The organism is Methylobacterium sp. 37f (assembly GCF_023093475.1).
Lineage (GTDB): Bacteria > Pseudomonadota > Alphaproteobacteria > Rhizobiales > Beijerinckiaceae > Methylobacterium.
On record NZ_JAGHKN010000035.1, the window covers coordinates 37,416 to 55,806 of the forward strand.

The window sequence follows — 18,391 nt, forward strand, 5'->3', positions numbered from 1 at the left end:
GATGCACAAGAACAGAAACGCCGCGCGTGGCCGAGACGCACGCGCGAACGATGACCATCGCACGCCTGAAAAGCTGCGCACGCACCGAAAGTACGGCCCAAAGTCCAGGAACGCCACGTCCGACCCGCACGGGCATCGCCAATCAAGGACCGTCGAATGACAGCTTTGTTGCTTATCATCCTGGGCGGGCTGTGCGCCGTCGCCTATGGCATTGTCACCATCAATGACGTGATGAAGCGCGACGCCGGCACCCAGCGCATGCAGGAGATTGCGGGGGCGATCGCGGAGGGTGCGCAAGCCTATCTTCGGCGCCAATACGCCACCATCGCCGTGGTCGGGCTCGTACTGTTCGTGGCGCTCGCCTACTTCCTCGGTCTCAAGGTCGCCGTCGGCTTCCTCATCGGTGCGATCCTGTCGGGGGCCGCCGGCTTCATCGGCATGAACGTCTCTGTAAGGGCCAATGTCCGCACCGCACAGGCGGCCTCGACCTCGCTCGGTGGCGGACTCGACGTGGCCTTCAAGTCGGGGGCAGTGACCGGCATGTTCGTGGCCGGCCTCGCGCTTCTCGGGGTCGCGCTCTACTACGGCTATCTCACCCGCGTCGCCGGCCTGTCGCCGGCCAGCCGTGATGTCATCGACGCTCTGGTGGCGCTAGGCTTCGGCGCCTCGCTGATTTCGATCTTCGCGCGCCTTGGCGGGGGTATCTTCACGAAGGGCGCCGATGTCGGCGGCGATCTCGTCGGCAAGGTCGAGGCCGGAATTCCGGAGGACGATCCGCGCAATCCCGCCACTATCGCGGACAATGTCGGGGACAATGTCGGCGACTGCGCAGGCATGGCGGCCGACCTGTTCGAGACTTACGCGGTGACGGTCGTCGCCACGATGGTACTCGCTGCGATCTTCTTCTCCGGCCAGACCGATATTGCCGGGCGCAACGTCCTCGAAGCGATGCTGCTCTACCCGCTCGCCATCGGCTCGGCCTGCATCCTGACCTCTATCGCCGGCACCTATGCAGTGCGGCTCGGGGCCAATCAATCGATCATGGGCGCGCTCTACAAAGGGCTGGTCACCGCCGGAGCCCTGTCGATCGTGGCGATTGCCGGCGTCAACTACGCCCTGTTCGGCGGCTTCAACACAGCCTTCACCACGAACGCTGGGATCACCTTCACCTCCGGTGGCCTTCTGGGTTGCGCGGTGATCGGCCTCGTCATCACGGCGCTGATCGTCGTCATCACGGAGTATTACACCGGCACCAACTTTCGGCCGGTGAAGTCCATCGCGGACGCCTCGGTCACGGGCCACGGCACGAACGTGATCCAGGGTCTCGCGATCTCGCTGGAATCCACCGCGCTTCCCGCCCTGGTGATCGTGGCTGGGATCATCAGTACCTACTCGCTGGCAGGCCTGTTCGGCATCGCTATTGCGGTCACCGCCATGTTGGCGCTGGCCGGCTTCATCGTGGCGCTCGATGCCTTCGGTCCGGTCACCGACAATGCCGGCGGCATCGCCGAGATGGCCGGCCTGCCGCCGGATGTGCGCAGGTCCACCGACGCCCTCGACGCCGTCGGCAACACCACCAAGGCGGTGACCAAGGGCTACGCCATCGGCTCGGCCGGTCTCGGTGCGTTGGTACTGTTCGCCGCCTATACCTCGGACCTGAACTACTTCATCGCGAACGCCAGTCCGACGCAGTACCGCTTCTTCCAGGGCGTGAGCGTCGATTTCTCGCTCTCGAACCCCTACGTCGTGGTCGGCCTGCTCCTCGGTGGGCTTATCCCATTCCTGTTCGGCGGCATGGCGATGACAGCGGTGGGTCGCGCAGCCGGCGCCGTCGTGGAGGAGGTTCGCCGGCAATTCCGAGAGAAGCCCGGCATCATGCAAGGCACCGACCGGCCGGATTATGGGCGTGCCGTCGACATGCTGACCCGGGCGGCGATCAAGGAGATGATCCTGCCGTCATTGCTGCCGGTGCTGTCGCCGATCGTCCTGTTCTTCGTGATCCAGCCGATCGCAGGAAAGTCGCAGGCCTTCGCCACCGTCGGAGCGATGCTTCTCGGCGTGATCATCACCGGGCTCTACGTCGCGGTCTCGATGACGTCAGGCGGAGGTGCCTGGGACAATGCCAAGAAGTACATCGAAGACGGGCATCACGGCGGCAAGGGCTCGGAAGCCCACAAGGCGGCCGTGACGGGCGACACCGTCGGCGATCCCTACAAGGATACTGCCGGTCCTGCAGTGAACCCAGCGATCAAGATCACCAACATCATCGCGTTACTGCTTCTGGCCGTACTGGCGCATAGCTGACCTCGGGGCGACGGCACGGGACCGGTGAAACCCGTGTGAAGGGCATGTGATCCGAACATGCCCTTCACCGATTCACGGCAGGGTCCGTGGCTCGTGGATCGGACAGCCGTTATGCTCCGCCCGGAACCCGGCGGATTTTGGATAGACGGCGCGGCGCGCCCGCATGATCGATCCGAGCGGCCGGTGCGCCTCGAGGCCGTGCCAGGGATTGAAGGCGAGCCCATCATCGAGAGTCTTCACCTTGGCAGCACTCCAACTCTCCTGTCTTGGAATCCGGATGCAAGCCACCGCAACGTAGGGGCTCTCCGCCTCCGGCCAGGACACGGAAGCATCTTCCACCGGCATCGTCTCACTGTTGGTGAGGAGTTGCACTCGTAATTCCCAAGTGGCGTCGTGCTCGGCGAAGAAGGCCGTCACCGCCTCGCGCAAGCCGTCGGGCTTTCCATGCACGTTGAGCGCAGCGTTGGTCAGCGCCGTCAGTTCGGGGGAGACCGGCGCCACGGAGACCTTGGCCACATAGTCCCCCCAGCGCACTGGCACCTGGCTAAAGAACGTCTCACCGAGGATATGGGTTTCGGGATGACCGCCGAGGCTGACCACTGTCGGGCTCTTGGTCCCGATTGATTCCAGAACTGTTTCGACGCCGCGCAGTGTGGCGGAGAACGCCTTTTTGAAGATCTGCGGCGTGTCGGTCGTAGCAGCCAGCAGCTTGAGACTTTTCAGAAATGTCGCCGCGTCCGGTGCCACAAAAGCGGGGGAATTCGCCATGACGAAGTCCTGCGTGTCACCCTCCACGTCCGGCAGCCGCTCACCCGGGACTCCGAGAATTTTCAGGCCCAACCCGCGCGGTGTCGAGATGCTGTCATCGAGGATGTCGCCCGGATTGGTCGAGAAACGCATGACCACCGGGTGATCGGCCGGTTGCGCACACAGCCCCTGGGCCAGAGGCCCGGGAAGATCGGCAAACACCTCCAAACTCCCGGTCAGCAATCCATGGGCCTTCGCATGGACACCGCGGACGGCGTGCCCGTAATCCTTGAGGGTCGTTCCCTGGATCTTCGCGAATTGGGCGATCATGCCGTTCTGGACGTCGGTCTCGTTCGACTCAATACGCTCGAGATCGGGGGTGTAACGGACAGGCGACGGAACCGGCATGGGCAGCCCTTAAGGTGAGAGCGCGGGAGGTTTCACCGACAAACCGTGCCCGGCAACCCACCGTTCCGGCATGGCAGCCGTCCCGCCATTCACCGTCGCGTGCGCACCCGCACAAATGCATCATCCCCGCCGGCCAGGTGGCTGGCCATCATCGGCGCAGCATCCACATGTTGCGGCGGCGACCGCCGCGCACGCTGCAAGTCGTCCGTTTGTCCTTGAAACAACGTGAGCTTCCCGCATGCCCTCTCTGTCCGACCCGATCCGTATCGGCGCGATCGAAGCCAAGAACCGCGTCTTCATGGCGCCACTCACCCGCGGACGCGCCACCCGCGCGCACGTGCCGACACCGATCATGGTGGAATATTACCGTCAGCGCGCCAGTGCGGGGCTGATTCTCACGGAGGCAACCGGCATCTCGCAGGAGGGCCTCGGCTGGCCCTTCGCTCCGGGCATCTGGTCTGACGAGCAGGTCGAGGCGTGGAAGCCGATCGTCCAGGCCGTACACGAAGCCGGCGGCAAGATCGTCTGCCAGCTCTGGCACATGGGCCGCATCGTGCACCCGGATTTTCTCGGCGGACAGAAGCCTGTTTCGGCCTCGGCCACCACGGCCCCGGATGCAGCCCATACCTACGACGGCAAGAAGCCTTACGGGGAGGCCCGGCCGCTCGCGATCGACGAGATCCCGCGCCTGCGCGCCGATTACGAGCGCGCCGCCCGCAACGCCATCAAGGCTGGGTTCGACGGCGTGCAGATTCATGCGGCGAACGGCTATCTGATCGACCAATTCCTGCGCGACGGGTCAAATCTTCGGACCGATGCCTATGGTGGATCGGTCGAGAACCGGATCCGCCTGCTGACCGAGGTGACGCAGACGGTGGCCGACGCCATCGGCAAGGATCGCACCGGCGTCCGCCTGTCTCCCAACGGCGCGATCCAGGGTGTCGACGACTCGAACCCCGATGCCCTCTTCGGCGCAGCGGCTGCCGCTCTGTCGAAGATTGGCATCGCATTCCTCGAACTGCGCGAGCCCGGCCCGAATGGCACCTTCGGCACCGCCAATCATCCGCCGGTTGCCCCGACGATGAAGGCCGCGTTTAACGGTCCCCTGATCCTCAACTCGGATTACGATGGTGTCCGTGCGCAGGCTGCCCTGGACGAGGGACATGCGGATGCCATCGCCTTCGGACGTCCCTTCATCGCCAACCCGGATCTGCCGGCACGCCTCTTCGATGGCTCGCCGCTGAACAAGGACGAAGCGAAAACTTGGTACAGCCAGGGTCCCGAAGGGTACATCGATTATCCTGAACGGGACGCGGCCAAGGCGGCCTGATCCCTCACGTCACCCTGATCACCGCACCAGCTCTTGCAGTGTTGGGCACAAGAGCTGGTGCGTACTTTTGGGGATGAAATACCAACCTTGGCGCTATCCGCCGGAGGGAAGACATCCTATGTGTTGCGACCGTCGAGGATAGCTGCTTTTGCCTTCAGCCAAATTCTGTTCAGCCGCACCGACCGGGTGGACCGAGTCCGATCGACTGGCGGAGCTCGAAAGCCTTGATCTGACTGTGAATGGGCAGGAAGCGGTCTATGACGATCTGACCCGTATCGCCGCTCTGGTGTGCCACGCGCCCATTTCGCTGGTGAGCCTGGTCGAGGGGGAGCGTCAGTGGTTCAAGGCCCGGGTCGGGTTCGACTTGCCTGAGACACCGCGCCAAATGTCGATCTGCTCACATGCGATCGAATCAAACGCCCTCCTGGTGATCCCGGACCTGGCTCTCGATCCCCGCACTTGCGACAACCCCCTCGTCAGCGGAGAGCGGAAGCTTCGCTTCTATGCTGGCGCGGTGATCCGCTCGCCTTCGGGATTACCCCTCGGCACGCTGTGCGTCCTCGACCAAGTCGCCCGGCCAGACGGGATCACGCCGATGCAGGTCGAGATGCTGGAGGCTTTGGCGCGGCAGGCCTCGACGCTGATCGAACTGACACGGACGCGCAGCGAAGTCAGCGCACGGGAAGCGGAATTGCAGGCGAGCGAGCGTCGGTTCCGGGTCATGACGAGCGCGATGCCCCAGATGGTGTGGACCACCCAGCCGGACGGCTACCACGACTTCTACAATGATCGCTGGTACGAGTTCACCGGCGTACCCGCCGGCTCAACCGACGGCGACGCCTGGAACCATATCGTCCATGCGGATGATCGAGCGAGAGCCCTCGGCCGGTGGCGGCACAGCCTTGCCACAGGTGAACCTTACGAAGTCGCCTACCGCCTGCGCCACCATTCTGGAACCCATCGCTGGACCTTGGGCCGGGCTATGCCGCTGATCGACGCCGAGGGGCGAATCGAGCGCTGGTTCGGAACGTGCACCGACATTGAGGACCTGAAGCAAGCCGAGACTGAAACGCGCAAGCTCGCCGCCATCGTGGAACAGTCGCAGGACTTCATCGGCATCGCAGACAGAGATGGCGGTGTACAGCACATCAACGAGGCAGGGCGCCGGCTCGTTGGACTATCGGACATCTCGGCCGTGGCAGGAACGCGGATCGTGGACTACTTCATGCCCGGGAGTCAGTCGCTGATCACCGGAACGGTTCTCCCTGCCGTAGAGAGGCAGGGCTGGTGGGAGGGCGAGTTGGCCTTCCGTCATTTCGTGACAGGGGAGGGGATCTCGGTCCTCTACAACATCTTTCCGCTGCGCAACGACGAAGGCCGCTTCGTCGGATACGCCACCGTCACCCGCGACCTGCGCGAGCGCAAGCGGGCGGAGGAGGCACAGGACCTCTTGATCAAAGAGCTTTCGCACCGGATCAAGAACATCTTCGCCGTGGTGGGTGGACTTGCTGGCCTCTCGGCCCGCACCGACCCGGCTGCCCGCCCCTTCGTTTCGGCCTTCCGGCAGCGCCTCAGCGCCCTCGCTCAGGCGCACGAATACGTTAGACCGCACTCGCCCGCGAGTGCGCCTCCGGTGGAGGGCCAGACCCTGTTCGGCCTGATGCGGCTGATCATGGCCGCCTATGTTCAGGACGGCCGGGAGCGGATCACCATTGCCGGCGATGACGTGGCCGTGGGCGAGCGTGCAGCCACAGCTCTTGCTCTCGTCATGCATGAGCAGGCCACCAATGCGATGAAGTACGGGGGCTTATCGACCGAGGCCGGGAGCGTCCACCTGTCCGGCCGGCGCGATGGGGAAGCCTATACTCTGACCTGGGCCGAGAGCGGCGGACCGGCCGTCGCGGGACCGCCGAGCCGACAAGGTTTCGGGACGGTCTTGGCACAGCGCAGCGTGGCGGGACAGCTCGATGGGACCCTTCAGCAGGACTGGGCTCCGAGCGGCCTGGTGATGCGGCTCTTGGTTCCTGTGGGTAATCTTGGATCTTGACCCTGCCCCTCTATCGTCTCGTTGTGTTCGATTTCGACGGGACCCTTGCCGATAGCTTTCCCTGGTTTGCCAAAGTCATCAACGATGTGGCCGACCGCTACGCGTTTGCCCGCATCGCCGAGCATGAGACCGAGACCCTGCGGCGAATGGATGCCCGGGGCATCGTTCGGCACCTTGGGATTCCCGGCTGGAAGCTGCCGCTGATTACCCGGCACATGCATCGTCTCGCAGCCCGCGACATCGACGCAATCTCGCTCTTCCCCGAGATTTCTGAAATTTTGATCGATCTCGAGCGCGCAGGTCTCCGCCTTGGAATCGCAAGTTCCAATCGCGAAACCATCATCCGACAGGTCCTCGGACCGGCCGATGCTCGGCGTTTCACGCACTACGCCTGCGGAGCTTCCCTCTTCGGTAAGGCCAAGCGGCTGCGGTCGCTGATCCGGGAGGCGGGCGTCGTTCCCGCCGACACACTGTATGTCGGCGATGAAATCCGCGATTGGTCCGCTGCGGGTGAAGTCGGCTGCGCCTTCGGAGCCGTCTCTTGGGGGTATACAAGGGTCGAAGCCCTCGCGGCGTTGGCTCCGACGCATATCTTTTCAAATCCGGCGAGCATTCGAGATTGTGTCGCAATCACGCCGGCTCTTGCCGTTCGCGGACTGGAGGATCGCTGACCACGCGTCCCACGGAGGCAAGGCCTCCTCTCAGGCCTTCGCAAACACCGGATAGTTTCTGCATCGCATAACTGAACCGAACGAACCGAAGCAGGCGAAACCAGAAAGTCCTTCAGTCTCTGCCGCTTCGCACACGTCGGCTCCGCGACACAGCTTTCCTTAGGACGCGGGACAACTGCTCGACCGAGTACGGCTTGTGTAGCAACTCAAATCCATGCGTCCCCTCTTTTGCAAGGATATGGCTATAGCCGCTGGCAAGCACCACCGGCAGATCCGGCCGCCGTCGTGAGATCTCTTTCGCGAGTTCGATCCCGTTCATGCCCGGCATGACGATGTCTGAGAACACCACCTCGAAACGAAACGGAATTTTCTCAAGCTGATGCAACGCTTCCGCGGCCGAGGTGGCCCAGACCGTGTGGTATCCGAGTTCCGCCAATGTCTGGGTCGCGAACCCTCCAACTTCCGGATTGTCCTCCACCACAAGCACACAGGTGCCGTGCCCGTCCGTCAGAGGCTCGATCTCTTCGAGCACTGCAGGGATCTCTGCCTCTTCCGAGACGCGCGGAAGATAGAGCGTGAAGGTTGCGCCGCGGCCGGGAAGACTCTGGACCACCACCTCGCCGCCCGACTGTTTCGCGAACCCGAACACTTGGCTAAGTCCGAGGCCCGTCCCCTGGCCGACCCCCTTCGTCGTATAGAACGGCTCGAAAATTCGATGCAGATCACCCGGAGCGATCCCGGTACCGGTATCCGTGAGGGCAACGGCTACGAACGCGCCCTTTCGGATGTCCAGTGGTAGAATCCCGACAACTGGGCTGACCTCGATTGTCAGCCGGCCCTGGCCACCCATGGCATCTCGCGCATTGACCGCCATGTTCACGAGTGCAGTGTCGAACTGGCTCGGATCGGCGTTTACGAAACAGGGGGTCTGAGGCACCTGGACGACGATCTCGATGCGTGCGCCCGTCAGGGTCCCGATCATCTCGCTGATGGCCGACACTCCGGTCCCGACGTTGAAAGTTTCCGGCTTCAGCGCCTGCCGGCGTGCAAAGGCGAGGAGTTGGCCCGTGAGCTTGGCGGCCCGCGCCACCGTGTCGGAGATTGCGTCGACGTAGCGGCGGCGCCGATCCTCAGCCAAGCCAGGCCGCTTCAGGAGGTCGGTCGAGGACTTGATCACGGTAAGCAGGTTGTTGAAGTCATGCGCCACACCTCCGGTGAGTTGGCCGACCGCCTCCATCTTCTGTGCTTGGCGCAGAGCCTCCTGGGCCTGATCGAGGGCAGCCTCCCGCGCCTTCTCATCCGTAACATCGCGGGCGCTGCAATAAGATCGCCCTCTCTCCGGGACGGCCGTCCAAGAGAGCCAGCGATAGTTTCCGTCGCGCGTCCGATATCGATTCTCGAAGCGGAAGACCGGTATTGCCTGTGCCAAAGTCCGGATGGCTTCGGCGGTCCGGGCGACATCATCCGGATGGATGAGTTCGAGTACGGGACGCCCTGAAATTTCCGTATCCGTCCATCCTAAGACCACCTCCCACGCTGGGTTCACGCGCTCGAAGTACCCATCAGGATGAAAGACACCGAGGAGGTCGGGGCTGACCTGCCACGTCAGACCGCGCTCGTCGGACCGCAGGATGACCTGACGCTCGAGATCAGCATTGAGATTGCGAAGTTCCGCTTCGTTCCGACGGAGAGCGATCTCGGCAAGAGCCCGATCGGTCACATCGACGCCCTCGACGAAGATCCCGGTCACGACGCCATCGTCATCGAAAATTGGCTGATAGACAAAGTCGAGGTAGCGCTCGATCGCCGGGCCGCTCGCTTTGGTCTGCAGGGCGATCCTCGACGCGGTCGCCGTGAAAGCTTCCCCGGTGCGATAGACAGTGTCGAGGAGATCGAGATACCCCTGTGCCACGGCGTCCGGAAGCGCCTCGGCGACCGTACGGCCGACCACAGAGCGGTCGCCGACAAGGCGCCGATAAGCAGGGTTGGCGAGCTCAAATCGGTGCTCGGGCCCGCGTAGGACCGCCATGAAACTCGGGGCCTGGGCAAAGAGCGTTTCGAGCCGCTCTCGCTCGGCACTGGCCTTGCGCTCGGCATGCACTCGCCCGGTGGTCTCCGCACAGGCGCAGAACATACCGACGACTTGTCCGGTCTCGTCGCGAACAGGCGTATAGCCGAACGAAAAGTAGGTCTCTTCCGGATACCCGTTACGATGCATGATGAAGGCGATGCCATCCATATGCGTCGCCTCGCCCGCGTAGGCACGGGACAGGATCGGCTCCACGCGATCCCAGATGTCGTGCCACAATTCGCGAAATGAACCGCCGAGGGCTTTGGGATGCCGAGCGCCACACATTGCGGCGTAACCGTCGTTGTAGAGGGTGATGTAGTCCGGCCCCCACACAATGAGCATCGGCTGCTGCGAGCCGAGCATCACTCCGACCAGGGTCTTGAGGGCCTGGGGCCATTCGGCTGGCGCCCCAAGCGAGGTCGCCAACCAATCGTGATTGCGCAAAAGCGCGCCGGCCTCGCCACCCTCTACGAGAAAGGCCTCGCGAAACGGCATCCTCTATATCCTCTGCCCGCCCGGGTCTGAGCCCGGGAGAGCCGATCATGCACCGAGGTCATTCCCATTGTGCAAATCTCCCCGCGTTTGGGAAGTTTGCCTCACGATACGGCGAGGCGCGTCATGCACTCGCCGCTGGACGAGTCCGATTACTGACCGCGATTGGCGCCGGGAACCACGCTCGTACCGGAACCGCTTCCGAACGGCTCATACTTGGTCAGACCTCGGAAGAGTTGGCTGATGAAGGCGCGGTCGGCACCGCTGGTGGGGGTCGTACGCTGAATGAAGTCGAAGACGCGCCCATCCTGAAGGCCGTAGAGGGCTACCCGCTCGACCTTGAAAGCGGAATTAAAATAAACCGCTGTGACCTTCTGATCCTCAACCTGCTCGCCAAGGAACAGGACGGTGCGGCGCGTGTTCTGGCTGATGTAGTACCAGGACTTGTTGCCGACGGTAGACACGGTGGAGGGTGTGCCCAGAGCCTGAAGCACCTGCTCGGCGCTCATGCCGGGCTTGACGGTAGCCAGGGCCGCTTGATCGATCTGATAGCCGTGACGAATGTCCTCGCCGATGCAGCCGGACACACCCGTTGCGATCACGCCGAGGACGGCGAGGCGAGCGAGCGATGAAACGAGACGGCGCGACATCGGCCACCCTTGCTGACAGTGGAAAAACTGGACGCGTCTACCGGCTTCGGTAGCGGCTCGGCACCGAGCTGAAGAATCCCGATGGAGGTTGCACCTTGACCGTTCGCTGCCGTAACGCGGGGTTATGGTTTTGACAAGGCAAGCCCAGCCACATGCGCCGATCGTCTCTGTCGGTCATCAGCCAACCGTCGGGAGGACATACGCATGATGGCGGGACTGCTACAGCGCTTGCGCGCTTGGGGACAGCCAAGTCCGCGCCAGCGTTTGATCGAGACGCTGCACAGGCGGATCAATGATGCGGCACGGCGCCCGGAATTGTACACCGATATCGGCGTGCCGGACTCGCTGGAAGGACGGTTCGAATGCCTGATCCTCCACGTCATCCTGGTGTTGCGACGTCTGAACCATATGCCTGAGCCGGCGGCGGACGTGGCTCAGGACCTAGTCAACTCGGTCTTCCTGCAACTCGACTCGTCGCTGCGTGAATCCGGCATCGGCGATTTTGGCGTGCCGAAGCGCATGAAAAAGCTCGGCTCCGCCTTCTATGGGCGTGCAGAGAGCTACGAGACCGCACTCGATGCCGGAGACGCAGAAGGCCTGAAAGCGGTCCTGGCCCGCAACGTACTCGGACAGGATACGCCTGCGGCGGCTGCAGGTTTGGCGAATTACGTCCTCGCCAGCGATGCCGCTCTGGCGCGCTCCGATCTCGACGGGCTGATCGGCATCGGCCCACAGTTCCCACCGCCTCGATCCTTTGCGATGCCCTTCGCGAAGTCGAACGCCGATCCGACACGGACAGCATCATGACACGTTACGAAGAAGCCGGGCCACTTTCACGCATTGTCAGCGTCGATCGCCTCAGGCGTAGCGACGGCAGATTGATCGTGACGGCGAGCCCAGAGGAATGCGCGGCTCTTGCAGCGGATTTCGGGACTCCGTCCATCCAGGAGCTGGTGGGGACCTTCGAGACGAGTGGGCCGCCGTCGGCCTTCCGAGTGCGTGGAACCGTCGCCGCTCTGGTGACCCAAGTCTGTACCGTGACCCTGGAGCCATTCGAAGGCCCGGTTTCGGAGTCCGTAGACCTGCTGTTCACGGATACCGACCGACTTGAAGGGACTGATGCGGAGGATGCCGATATCCCCGACCCCATCGTCGGCGGCAAGATCGATTTCGGAACGATCACGGCCGAGTTTCTGGCGCTCGGGCTGGATCCTTATCCGCGCAAGCCGGGCGTGGCCTTTGAACCCCATATCGAGGACGCGGACGAGGGGCCGCTCGCAGCCCTGCGCGGTCTGAAGTCCGCCAAAGACTGAGTCCATGAGCCGCCTCGATGGGTCGGCATGCGAACGAAGGCTCAGATTTCGTTTGCCCGGCGGTCATCAATCGCTATTTTCCGGCGCGCCGGGGAGGGGGCCGGTTTTTCGAAACCACCCCGCCATCTCGCCCGTCCGCCTCGCTGTCTCTTCGTAGAGAGGCATTCCTTTTCCACGATCAGAGGCCACCGGCCACCCGATATGTCCCAGAGAGTGTGCATCTCGCTCGACGCCATGGGCGGCGACCATGGCCCCACCACCGTGGTGCCCGGCGCTGCCATCGCCCGCGAGCGCCATCCCGAGATGACGTTCCTGATGTTTGGGGATGAGGCAATCCTCACACCCTTGGTGGCTGCCGAACCGCGCCTGAAAGGCGCCGTGGAGATCCGCCACACGACGATCGCAATCGCGATGGACGAGAAGCCAAGCCAGGCGGTGCGCTCTGGACGCGGGAAATCCTCGATGTGGCGCGCCATCCAGGCCGTGAAGGATGGCGAGGCCGACGCGGCCGTCTCGGCCGGCAACACCGGCGCCTTGATGGCGATGTCGAAGATTTGCTTGAAAACGCTGGCGGGAATCGAGCGTCCGGCCATTGCCTGTCTCTGGCCGACGGTCCGAGGCGAGAGCGTCGTCCTCGACGTTGGTGCGACCATCGGCACCGATGCCGAGCATCTCGTCGAAATGGCCGTCATGGGCTCGGCTATGGCCCGGATCGTGTTCGACCTCGACCGGCCCACGGTCGGACTGCTCAATGTCGGCACCGAGGAGATGAAGGGCAACGAGGCGGTCAAGGAAGCCGCCCGCTACCTGCGCGAGACCGATCTACCGAACCTCAGCTATCATGGATTCGTCGAAGGCAACGATCTCGGCAAGGGCACGGTCGACGTCGTCGTCACGGAAGGATTCACCGGCAACATCGCTTTGAAGACCGCGGAGGGGACCGCCAAGCAGATCGCCAGCTATCTCCGCAGCGCGATGAGCCGGACGCTCTCAGCCAAGATCGGCTACTTTTTCGCCCGCCAAGCTTTCAAAGCCCTGAGGGACAAAATGAATCCGAGCCGAGCCAATGGTGGCGTGTTCCTCGGGCTCGAGGGTATTGTCATCAAGAGCCACGGCTCCGAGGACGCGAACGGCTTCGCGGCGGCCGTCGACCTCGCCCACGATATGGCTCGGCACGACTTGATGCGCACAATCCGCGATATGCTCGACCTGACACCAGCCGCGGCAACGTCATGACGGGAGCAGCGAACAAAAGGACGGAATCATGACGGTTACCACCGGGACGGTTACCGCTGAGAAAGTTCTGCGGTCCGTCGTGGTCGGCTGCGGCTCCGCCCTGCCGGCCCGTTGCGTCAGCAACGAGGAACTTAGCCGCACCGTCGATACCTCTGACGAGTGGATCGTGCAGCGCACGGGAATACGGCAGCGCTATCTCGCGGATGCCTCGGAAACGACAGCCGTCTTGGGCACCCGAGCCGCGCAAGCAGCGCTCGACCAAGCTGGACTGACCGCCAACGACATCGATCTCATCATCTGCGCCACCTCCACGCCCGATCATACCTTTCCATCCACAGCAACGGAGATTCAGGCATCCCTCGGTCTGGGAGGTGGATTCGCTTTCGACGTCCAGGCGGTCTGCGCCGGATTCGTCTATGCTGTGACCACCGCTGACAAGTTCCTGAGCACTGGAAGCGTCAAGCGCGCGCTGGTCATCGGGGCCGAAACGTTCTCGCGAATCCTCGACTGGGAGGATCGTACGACCTGCGTTCTCTTCGGCGACGGCGCTGGCGCCATCGTCTTGGAAGCGAGCGAAGGCGAGGGCACCAACGCCGATCGCGGCGTCCTGAGTGCAAGCCTGCGCTCAGATGGCCGACACCGGGACAAGCTTTACGTTGATGGCGGCCCTGGCTCCACTGGTACCACGGGCCACCTGCGCATGACCGGCAAGGAGGTGTTCCGGTTCGCGGTGGGCTCGGTCACCGATGTCATCGACGATGCCTTTCGCGGATCCGGCACCACCGCGGAGGACCTGTCCTGGTTCGTACCCCACCAAGCCAATCGACGGATCATCGAAGCCTCGGCCGATAAACTTGGGATTGCGCGCGAGAAGGTGGTGCTCACGGTCGACCGACACGGCAACACATCGGCGGCCTCGATTCCATTGGCCCTCGACGTCGCATGTAAGGATGGCCGAATCCGGCGCGGCGACCTCGTGATGATCGAGGCGATTGGCGGTGGGTTCACCTGGGGCGCAGCCCTGATCCGCTGGTAAGCGCGTCACCGCTTGCCACGGGGTGCCTCACGCACTGTTGACCCCAGACTGAACGCCGATTAGCGTGCGCAATCATAGAGATACTAAGAAAACACGAATCGCTTCGGGGAATGTTTCATGACGGGAAAGACGGTCACACGCGCCGATTTGAGCGAGGCCGTCTATCAGCAGGTTGGCCTGTCACGCACTGAGTCTTCAGCATTGGTCGAGACGGTTCTATCCGAGATTTGTACCTGCCTCGCCAGCGGCGAAACGGTGAAGTTATCCTCGTTTGGATCCTTCGTTGTTCGAAGCAAGGGCCGCCGGGTCGGCCGCAATCCCAAAACCGGTGTCGAAGTTGCAATCGAACCGCGCCAAGTCATGGTTTTCAAGCCCTCAAATGTGCTGAAGGCCCGCATCAACGGCATCAACGGCGCGGGCGAACACGACGACGAGTAGGCCTGCCATGTCCCTCGCCACGCGGATCGACGACATCAACGAGTCCCATTGCGAGGGAGCCCCTGCTGTGCAGGAAGCGCTCGAGAAGAGCGCTGGGGCGTTCCGCACCATCAAGGAGGCCGCCGAACAATTGGACGTGCCTCAGCATGTCCTGCGCTTCTGGGAAACGCGCTTTGCTCAGATTCGTCCCATCAAGCGTGCGGGCGGGCGGCGCTACTATCGGCCCGAAGACGTTGCCCTGCTGAAGGGCATCAAGCGCCTCCTCCATGGGCAGGGCTACACCATCAAGGGCGCCCAGCGGGTGCTGCGTGAACGCGGCCTCCGCTTCGTTCAGTCGGTGGGACGCGGCGAAGCCGTCGTGGCCGCACCGTCGATTCAGGATGCCGACGTGGATGTTCAACATGTCGTGCTCCCCGCGGCCGAGCCCCTGAGTCCAAAGCAGCGGGCAGTCCTGGTCGACGTCCTCGGTGATCTACAAGCGTGCCGCGAAGCCATCGCCCACCTGCGCCGGCTGCCCGAGAGTAAAGCCGGCTCCTAAGGGATCGACCCATCGCCCACTCGACGGTCGCGCTCACGATCCCCACATTCTCAACAACCGGACCGAATCCACCGCGTCCCGCGCGGATCGTCCGGCGTGATCGGAGTTCGTCCGCATGCTGCTTGCCCGTTCCTTCACCTTCCTGGCCGCCAGCGTCGTTCTAGCCGGACCGGCACTGGCGCAGACCACGGTCACCCGCAGCGAGACCGCCGCCAGCGGAAAAAGCGTACGCCTTGCCATCGTACCAAACCTCAAGAAGGATTGTTCGACAGGTCCGATGCCGGAAATCCGGGTCAGCGGTGCGCCCAAGAACGGCTCGCTCATCACGAAGGTCGGCAAGCTCAAGACGCCGGCGAAATATCGTTGCCCGGGCAAGGAGGCCGCAGTGCAGGCCGTGTTCTACCAGAGTAAGGACGGCTTCACCGGCGCCGACGAAGTGACGGTGGACGTCAAGGATTCTGACGGGAACGTCCAGACCCAGAACATCAAGATCACGGTCGGCGCAGCAAAACCTGATTCGACGGCGAAGAAGGATGCCACCGACCTCTGAGCCGCAGTCGGGGCCGCGGCGTGGCTTTGTCCGCGTGCCCCCACACCGAACCCAAGAGGCAGGCCGGAGTGTTGCCCTGTCGCACACATCGCGCGGTCAAATTCCGCCGTGAATGCGCTGCGACAAAACTGGGCCTGTCAGTTGCATCCAAGGCGAGACAGGATGAAGCTGTCGCTGTCGTGAGGGGATCGGAAAGCCTATGCCGTCGACGAACGACCTGTTTCAGAGCTTCGCCCGTGGCTACGAGGCGCGTCGCGATACGGAGATGAGCCTCTCCGAGTATCTCGAGGCGTGCCGCGACGAGCCGCTGATGTACGCCTCCGCCGCCGAGCGCATCCTGGAGGCCATCGGCAAGCCGGAATTCGTAGACACCGCAAAGGACCCGCGCCTCGGGCGCGTGTTCATGAACCGCACCATCCGCATCTATCCCGCCTTCGCCGAGTTCTACGGAATGGAGGAGACGATCGAGCGCATCGTGTCGTTCTTCCGCCATGCGGCGCAGGGATTGGAAGAACGCAAGCAGATTCTCTATCTGCTTGGGCCCGTCGGCGGCGGTAAGTCCTCTCTGGCCGAACGCCTCAAGGCGTTGATGGAGACACACCCCATCTACGTTCTGAAGGCCGGCAATGAGGTCTCCCCGGTCTTCGAGAGTCCCCTTGGGCTGTTCGACCCCGAGGCGATGGGAACCGAAATCCAAGAGCGCTACGGCATCCCCAAGCGCCGCCTGACCGGACTGATGAGCCCCTGGGCCCTGAAGCGGCTCGACGAGTTCAACGGCGACATCTCGAAATTCAAGGTGATCAAGGTTCGGCCGTCGCGCCTTCGCCAGATCGCCATCGCCAAGACCGAGCCCGGCGATGAGAACAATCAGGACATCTCCAGTCTCGTCGGCAAGGTCGATATCCGTCGACTGGAGACCCTCTCGCAAGCCGACCCCGATGCTTACTCGTACTCGGGTGGCTTGAACCGGGCGAACCAGGGCGTTCTCGAATTTGTCGAGATGTTCAAAGCCCCGATCAAGATGCTGCACCCTCTCCTGACCGCCACGCAGGAGGGCAACTACGTCGGTACCGAGAACATCGGGGCGATCCCATTCACAGGCATCATCCTGGCTCACTCGAACGAGTCCGAGTGGCAGACCTTTAAGACCAACAAGAACAACGAAGCTTTTATCGATCGCATTTACGTGATCAAGGTGCCGTACTGCCTCCGGGTAACCGAGGAACAGCGGATTTACGAGAAGCTGGTCTCCGGATCCGAACTATCCGACGCTGCCTGCGCGCCGGGTACCCTGGAGATGCTGGCCCGCTTCTCGGTGCTCTCGCGCCTACGCGAGCACGCCAACTCCAATGCTTTCTCGAAGATGCGGGTCTACGACGGTGAATCCCTCCGCGAGGTCGATCCTCGCGCCCGTTCGATGCAGGAATACAAGGACGCTGCCGGCGTTGACGAGGGCATGGACGGGATCTCCACCCGCTTCGCCTTTAAGGTGATGGCAGCGACCTTCAACCACGATACCACGGAAGTTTCGGCCGATCCGGTCCACCTCATGTACGTGCTAGAGCAATCCCTGCGGCGCGAACAGCTGCCCCCGGAAACCGAGAAGCGCTACTTGGAGTTTATCAAGACGGAGCTGGCTCCGCGCTACGCGGAGTTCATTGGACACGAGATCCAGAAAGCTTACCTCGAATCTTACCACGACTACGGACAAAACCTGTTTGACCGTTACATCGACTACGCTGATGCCTGGATCGAGGACCAGGACTTCAAGGATTCCGAGACGGGCCAGCTCCTCAACCGCGAACTCCTCAACCAGGAACTGACCAAGATCGAGAAACCGGCGGGCATCGCCAATCCGAAGGACTTTCGGAACGAGGTGGTCAAATTCGCTCTGCGCTCTCGAGCGCAACACGGCGGCCGCAACCCGTCCTGGACGTCTTACGAGAAGCTGCGTGAGGTCATCGAGCGACGCATGTTCAGTCAGGTCGAGGAACTCCTGCCCGTTATCTCCTTCGGCTCTAAGAAGGACGGCGAGACGGAGAAGAAGCACGGCGAGTTCGTCGACCGGATGGTGTCGCGCGGCTACACCGAGCGGCAGGTGCGCCGTCTGGTCGAATGGTACATGCGGGTGAAGCAGGCAGGCTAGGGCGCGCAATACGTCCCGTCCTACAGGTGAAGGGGTGGCCACTCCGGTGGCCGCTCCGGCCAGTCGATCCCACATTGATTCCGAGGGTGAAGGCACACACACCGGATGCACATCGTCGATCGTCGCCTGAATCCCGGGGGCAAGAGCCTCGCAAACCGCCAGCGCTTCCTGCGCCGGGTGAAAGATGTGGCCCAGCGCGCCGTGCGGGAATCCGCGCGGGAAAAGGACATCAAGGATCTCGGTAAGGACGGCCGCGTCTCGGTCCCGGTCGATGGGGTTCGGGAGCCGCGCTTCGCACGCCAACCCGGCACCGGCCTTCACGACCACATCCTGCCGGGCAACAAGACCTACGTGGAGGGCGACCGCATCGAGCGCCCGCCCTCAGGTGGCAGCGGCAAGGGTTCGGGGGAGGGC

Annotated in this window: 16 protein-coding genes; 13 read left to right on the forward strand and 3 right to left on the reverse strand. The window is 63.1% G+C overall.

The window, feature by feature from the left end; all coding sequences use genetic code 11:
* Positions 1-156 precede the first annotated feature (156 nt).
* On the forward strand, positions 157-2,304 hold the full coding sequence (locus J7U37_RS19580) for a sodium-translocating pyrophosphatase (protein WP_056184232.1): 2,148 nt from the start codon (positions 157-159) through the stop codon (positions 2,302-2,304).
* 72 nt (positions 2,305-2,376) lie between these two features.
* Here the strand turns inward: J7U37_RS19580 and J7U37_RS19585 are convergent, their stop codons facing one another.
* The gene (locus tag J7U37_RS19585; RefSeq protein WP_056482090.1) at positions 2,377-3,459 is read right to left on the reverse strand and encodes a catalase family protein; all 1,083 of its coding nucleotides are present in this window, start codon (positions 3,457-3,459) and stop codon (positions 2,377-2,379) included.
* A gap of 238 nt (positions 3,460-3,697) precedes the next feature.
* On the opposite strand from J7U37_RS19585, the gene J7U37_RS19590 reads away from it, so the two are divergent.
* From J7U37_RS19590 to J7U37_RS19600, 3 genes are all read left to right on the forward strand, one after another.
* Positions 3,698-4,789: an alkene reductase gene (locus tag J7U37_RS19590; RefSeq protein ID WP_056482093.1), complete on the forward strand. Its 1,092-nt coding sequence runs from the start codon at positions 3,698-3,700 to the stop codon at positions 4,787-4,789.
* Positions 4,790-5,024: 235 nt separating this feature from the next.
* Positions 5,025-6,836, forward strand: a complete 1,812-nt coding sequence (locus J7U37_RS19595; protein ID WP_247636785.1) for a PAS domain S-box protein — start codon at positions 5,025-5,027, stop codon at positions 6,834-6,836.
* Positions 6,833-7,507 carry an HAD-IA family hydrolase gene (locus tag J7U37_RS19600; protein ID WP_156376030.1) on the forward strand — a complete coding sequence of 225 codons (675 nt, stop codon included), beginning with the start codon at positions 6,833-6,835 and terminating at the stop codon, positions 7,505-7,507. The genes J7U37_RS19595 and J7U37_RS19600 overlap by 4 nt, the downstream gene beginning before the upstream one ends.
* A gap of 112 nt (positions 7,508-7,619) precedes the next feature.
* Here J7U37_RS19600 and J7U37_RS19605 read toward each other — a convergent pair whose 3' ends face one another.
* A complete protein-coding gene (locus J7U37_RS19605) occupies positions 7,620-10,073 on the reverse strand; it encodes a PAS domain-containing protein (RefSeq protein WP_247636786.1) in 2,454 nt (817 codons plus the stop codon).
* Between the two features lie 149 nt (positions 10,074-10,222).
* Entirely contained in the window at positions 10,223-10,720 is a 498-nt protein-coding gene (locus J7U37_RS19610) for an outer membrane protein assembly factor BamE (RefSeq protein WP_056184219.1), read from the reverse strand.
* A gap of 204 nt (positions 10,721-10,924) precedes the next feature.
* Between J7U37_RS19610 and J7U37_RS19615 the strand changes: the two genes are divergently transcribed.
* The 9 genes from J7U37_RS19615 to J7U37_RS19655 all read left to right on the forward strand — a co-directional run.
* Positions 10,925-11,527 carry a ubiquinol-cytochrome C chaperone family protein gene (locus J7U37_RS19615; protein WP_247636787.1) on the forward strand — a complete coding sequence of 201 codons (603 nt, stop codon included), beginning with the start codon at positions 10,925-10,927 and terminating at the stop codon, positions 11,525-11,527.
* Positions 11,524-12,033 carry a DUF177 domain-containing protein gene (locus tag J7U37_RS19620; RefSeq protein WP_247636788.1) on the forward strand — a complete coding sequence of 170 codons (510 nt, stop codon included), beginning with the start codon at positions 11,524-11,526 and terminating at the stop codon, positions 12,031-12,033. The genes J7U37_RS19615 and J7U37_RS19620 overlap by 4 nt, the downstream gene beginning before the upstream one ends.
* Positions 12,034-12,234: 201 nt before the next feature.
* Complete coding sequence (gene plsX / locus J7U37_RS19625; RefSeq protein WP_247636794.1) at positions 12,235-13,269, forward strand: phosphate acyltransferase PlsX; 1,035 nt, start codon at positions 12,235-12,237, stop codon at positions 13,267-13,269.
* Between the two features lie 28 nt (positions 13,270-13,297).
* On the forward strand, positions 13,298-14,305 hold the full coding sequence (locus tag J7U37_RS19630; RefSeq protein WP_247636789.1) for a beta-ketoacyl-ACP synthase III: 1,008 nt from the start codon (positions 13,298-13,300) through the stop codon (positions 14,303-14,305).
* 117 nt (positions 14,306-14,422) lie between these two features.
* On the forward strand, positions 14,423-14,743 hold the full coding sequence (locus J7U37_RS19635; RefSeq protein ID WP_056184209.1) for an integration host factor subunit alpha: 321 nt from the start codon (positions 14,423-14,425) through the stop codon (positions 14,741-14,743).
* A gap of 7 nt (positions 14,744-14,750) precedes the next feature.
* Positions 14,751-15,281 carry a MerR family transcriptional regulator gene (locus tag J7U37_RS19640; protein WP_247636790.1) on the forward strand — a complete coding sequence of 177 codons (531 nt, stop codon included), beginning with the start codon at positions 14,751-14,753 and terminating at the stop codon, positions 15,279-15,281.
* A 115-nt stretch (positions 15,282-15,396) separates the two neighbouring features.
* On the forward strand, positions 15,397-15,831 hold the full coding sequence (locus tag J7U37_RS19645) for a 4-aminobutyrate aminotransferase (protein WP_247636791.1): 435 nt from the start codon (positions 15,397-15,399) through the stop codon (positions 15,829-15,831).
* A gap of 199 nt (positions 15,832-16,030) precedes the next feature.
* On the forward strand, positions 16,031-17,977 hold the full coding sequence (locus tag J7U37_RS19650; RefSeq protein ID WP_247636792.1) for a PrkA family serine protein kinase: 1,947 nt from the start codon (positions 16,031-16,033) through the stop codon (positions 17,975-17,977).
* 105 nt (positions 17,978-18,082) lie between these two features.
* Positions 18,083-18,391: DUF444 family protein (locus J7U37_RS19655; protein ID WP_247636793.1), on the forward strand; the 309-nt coding region annotated here is incomplete at its 3' end.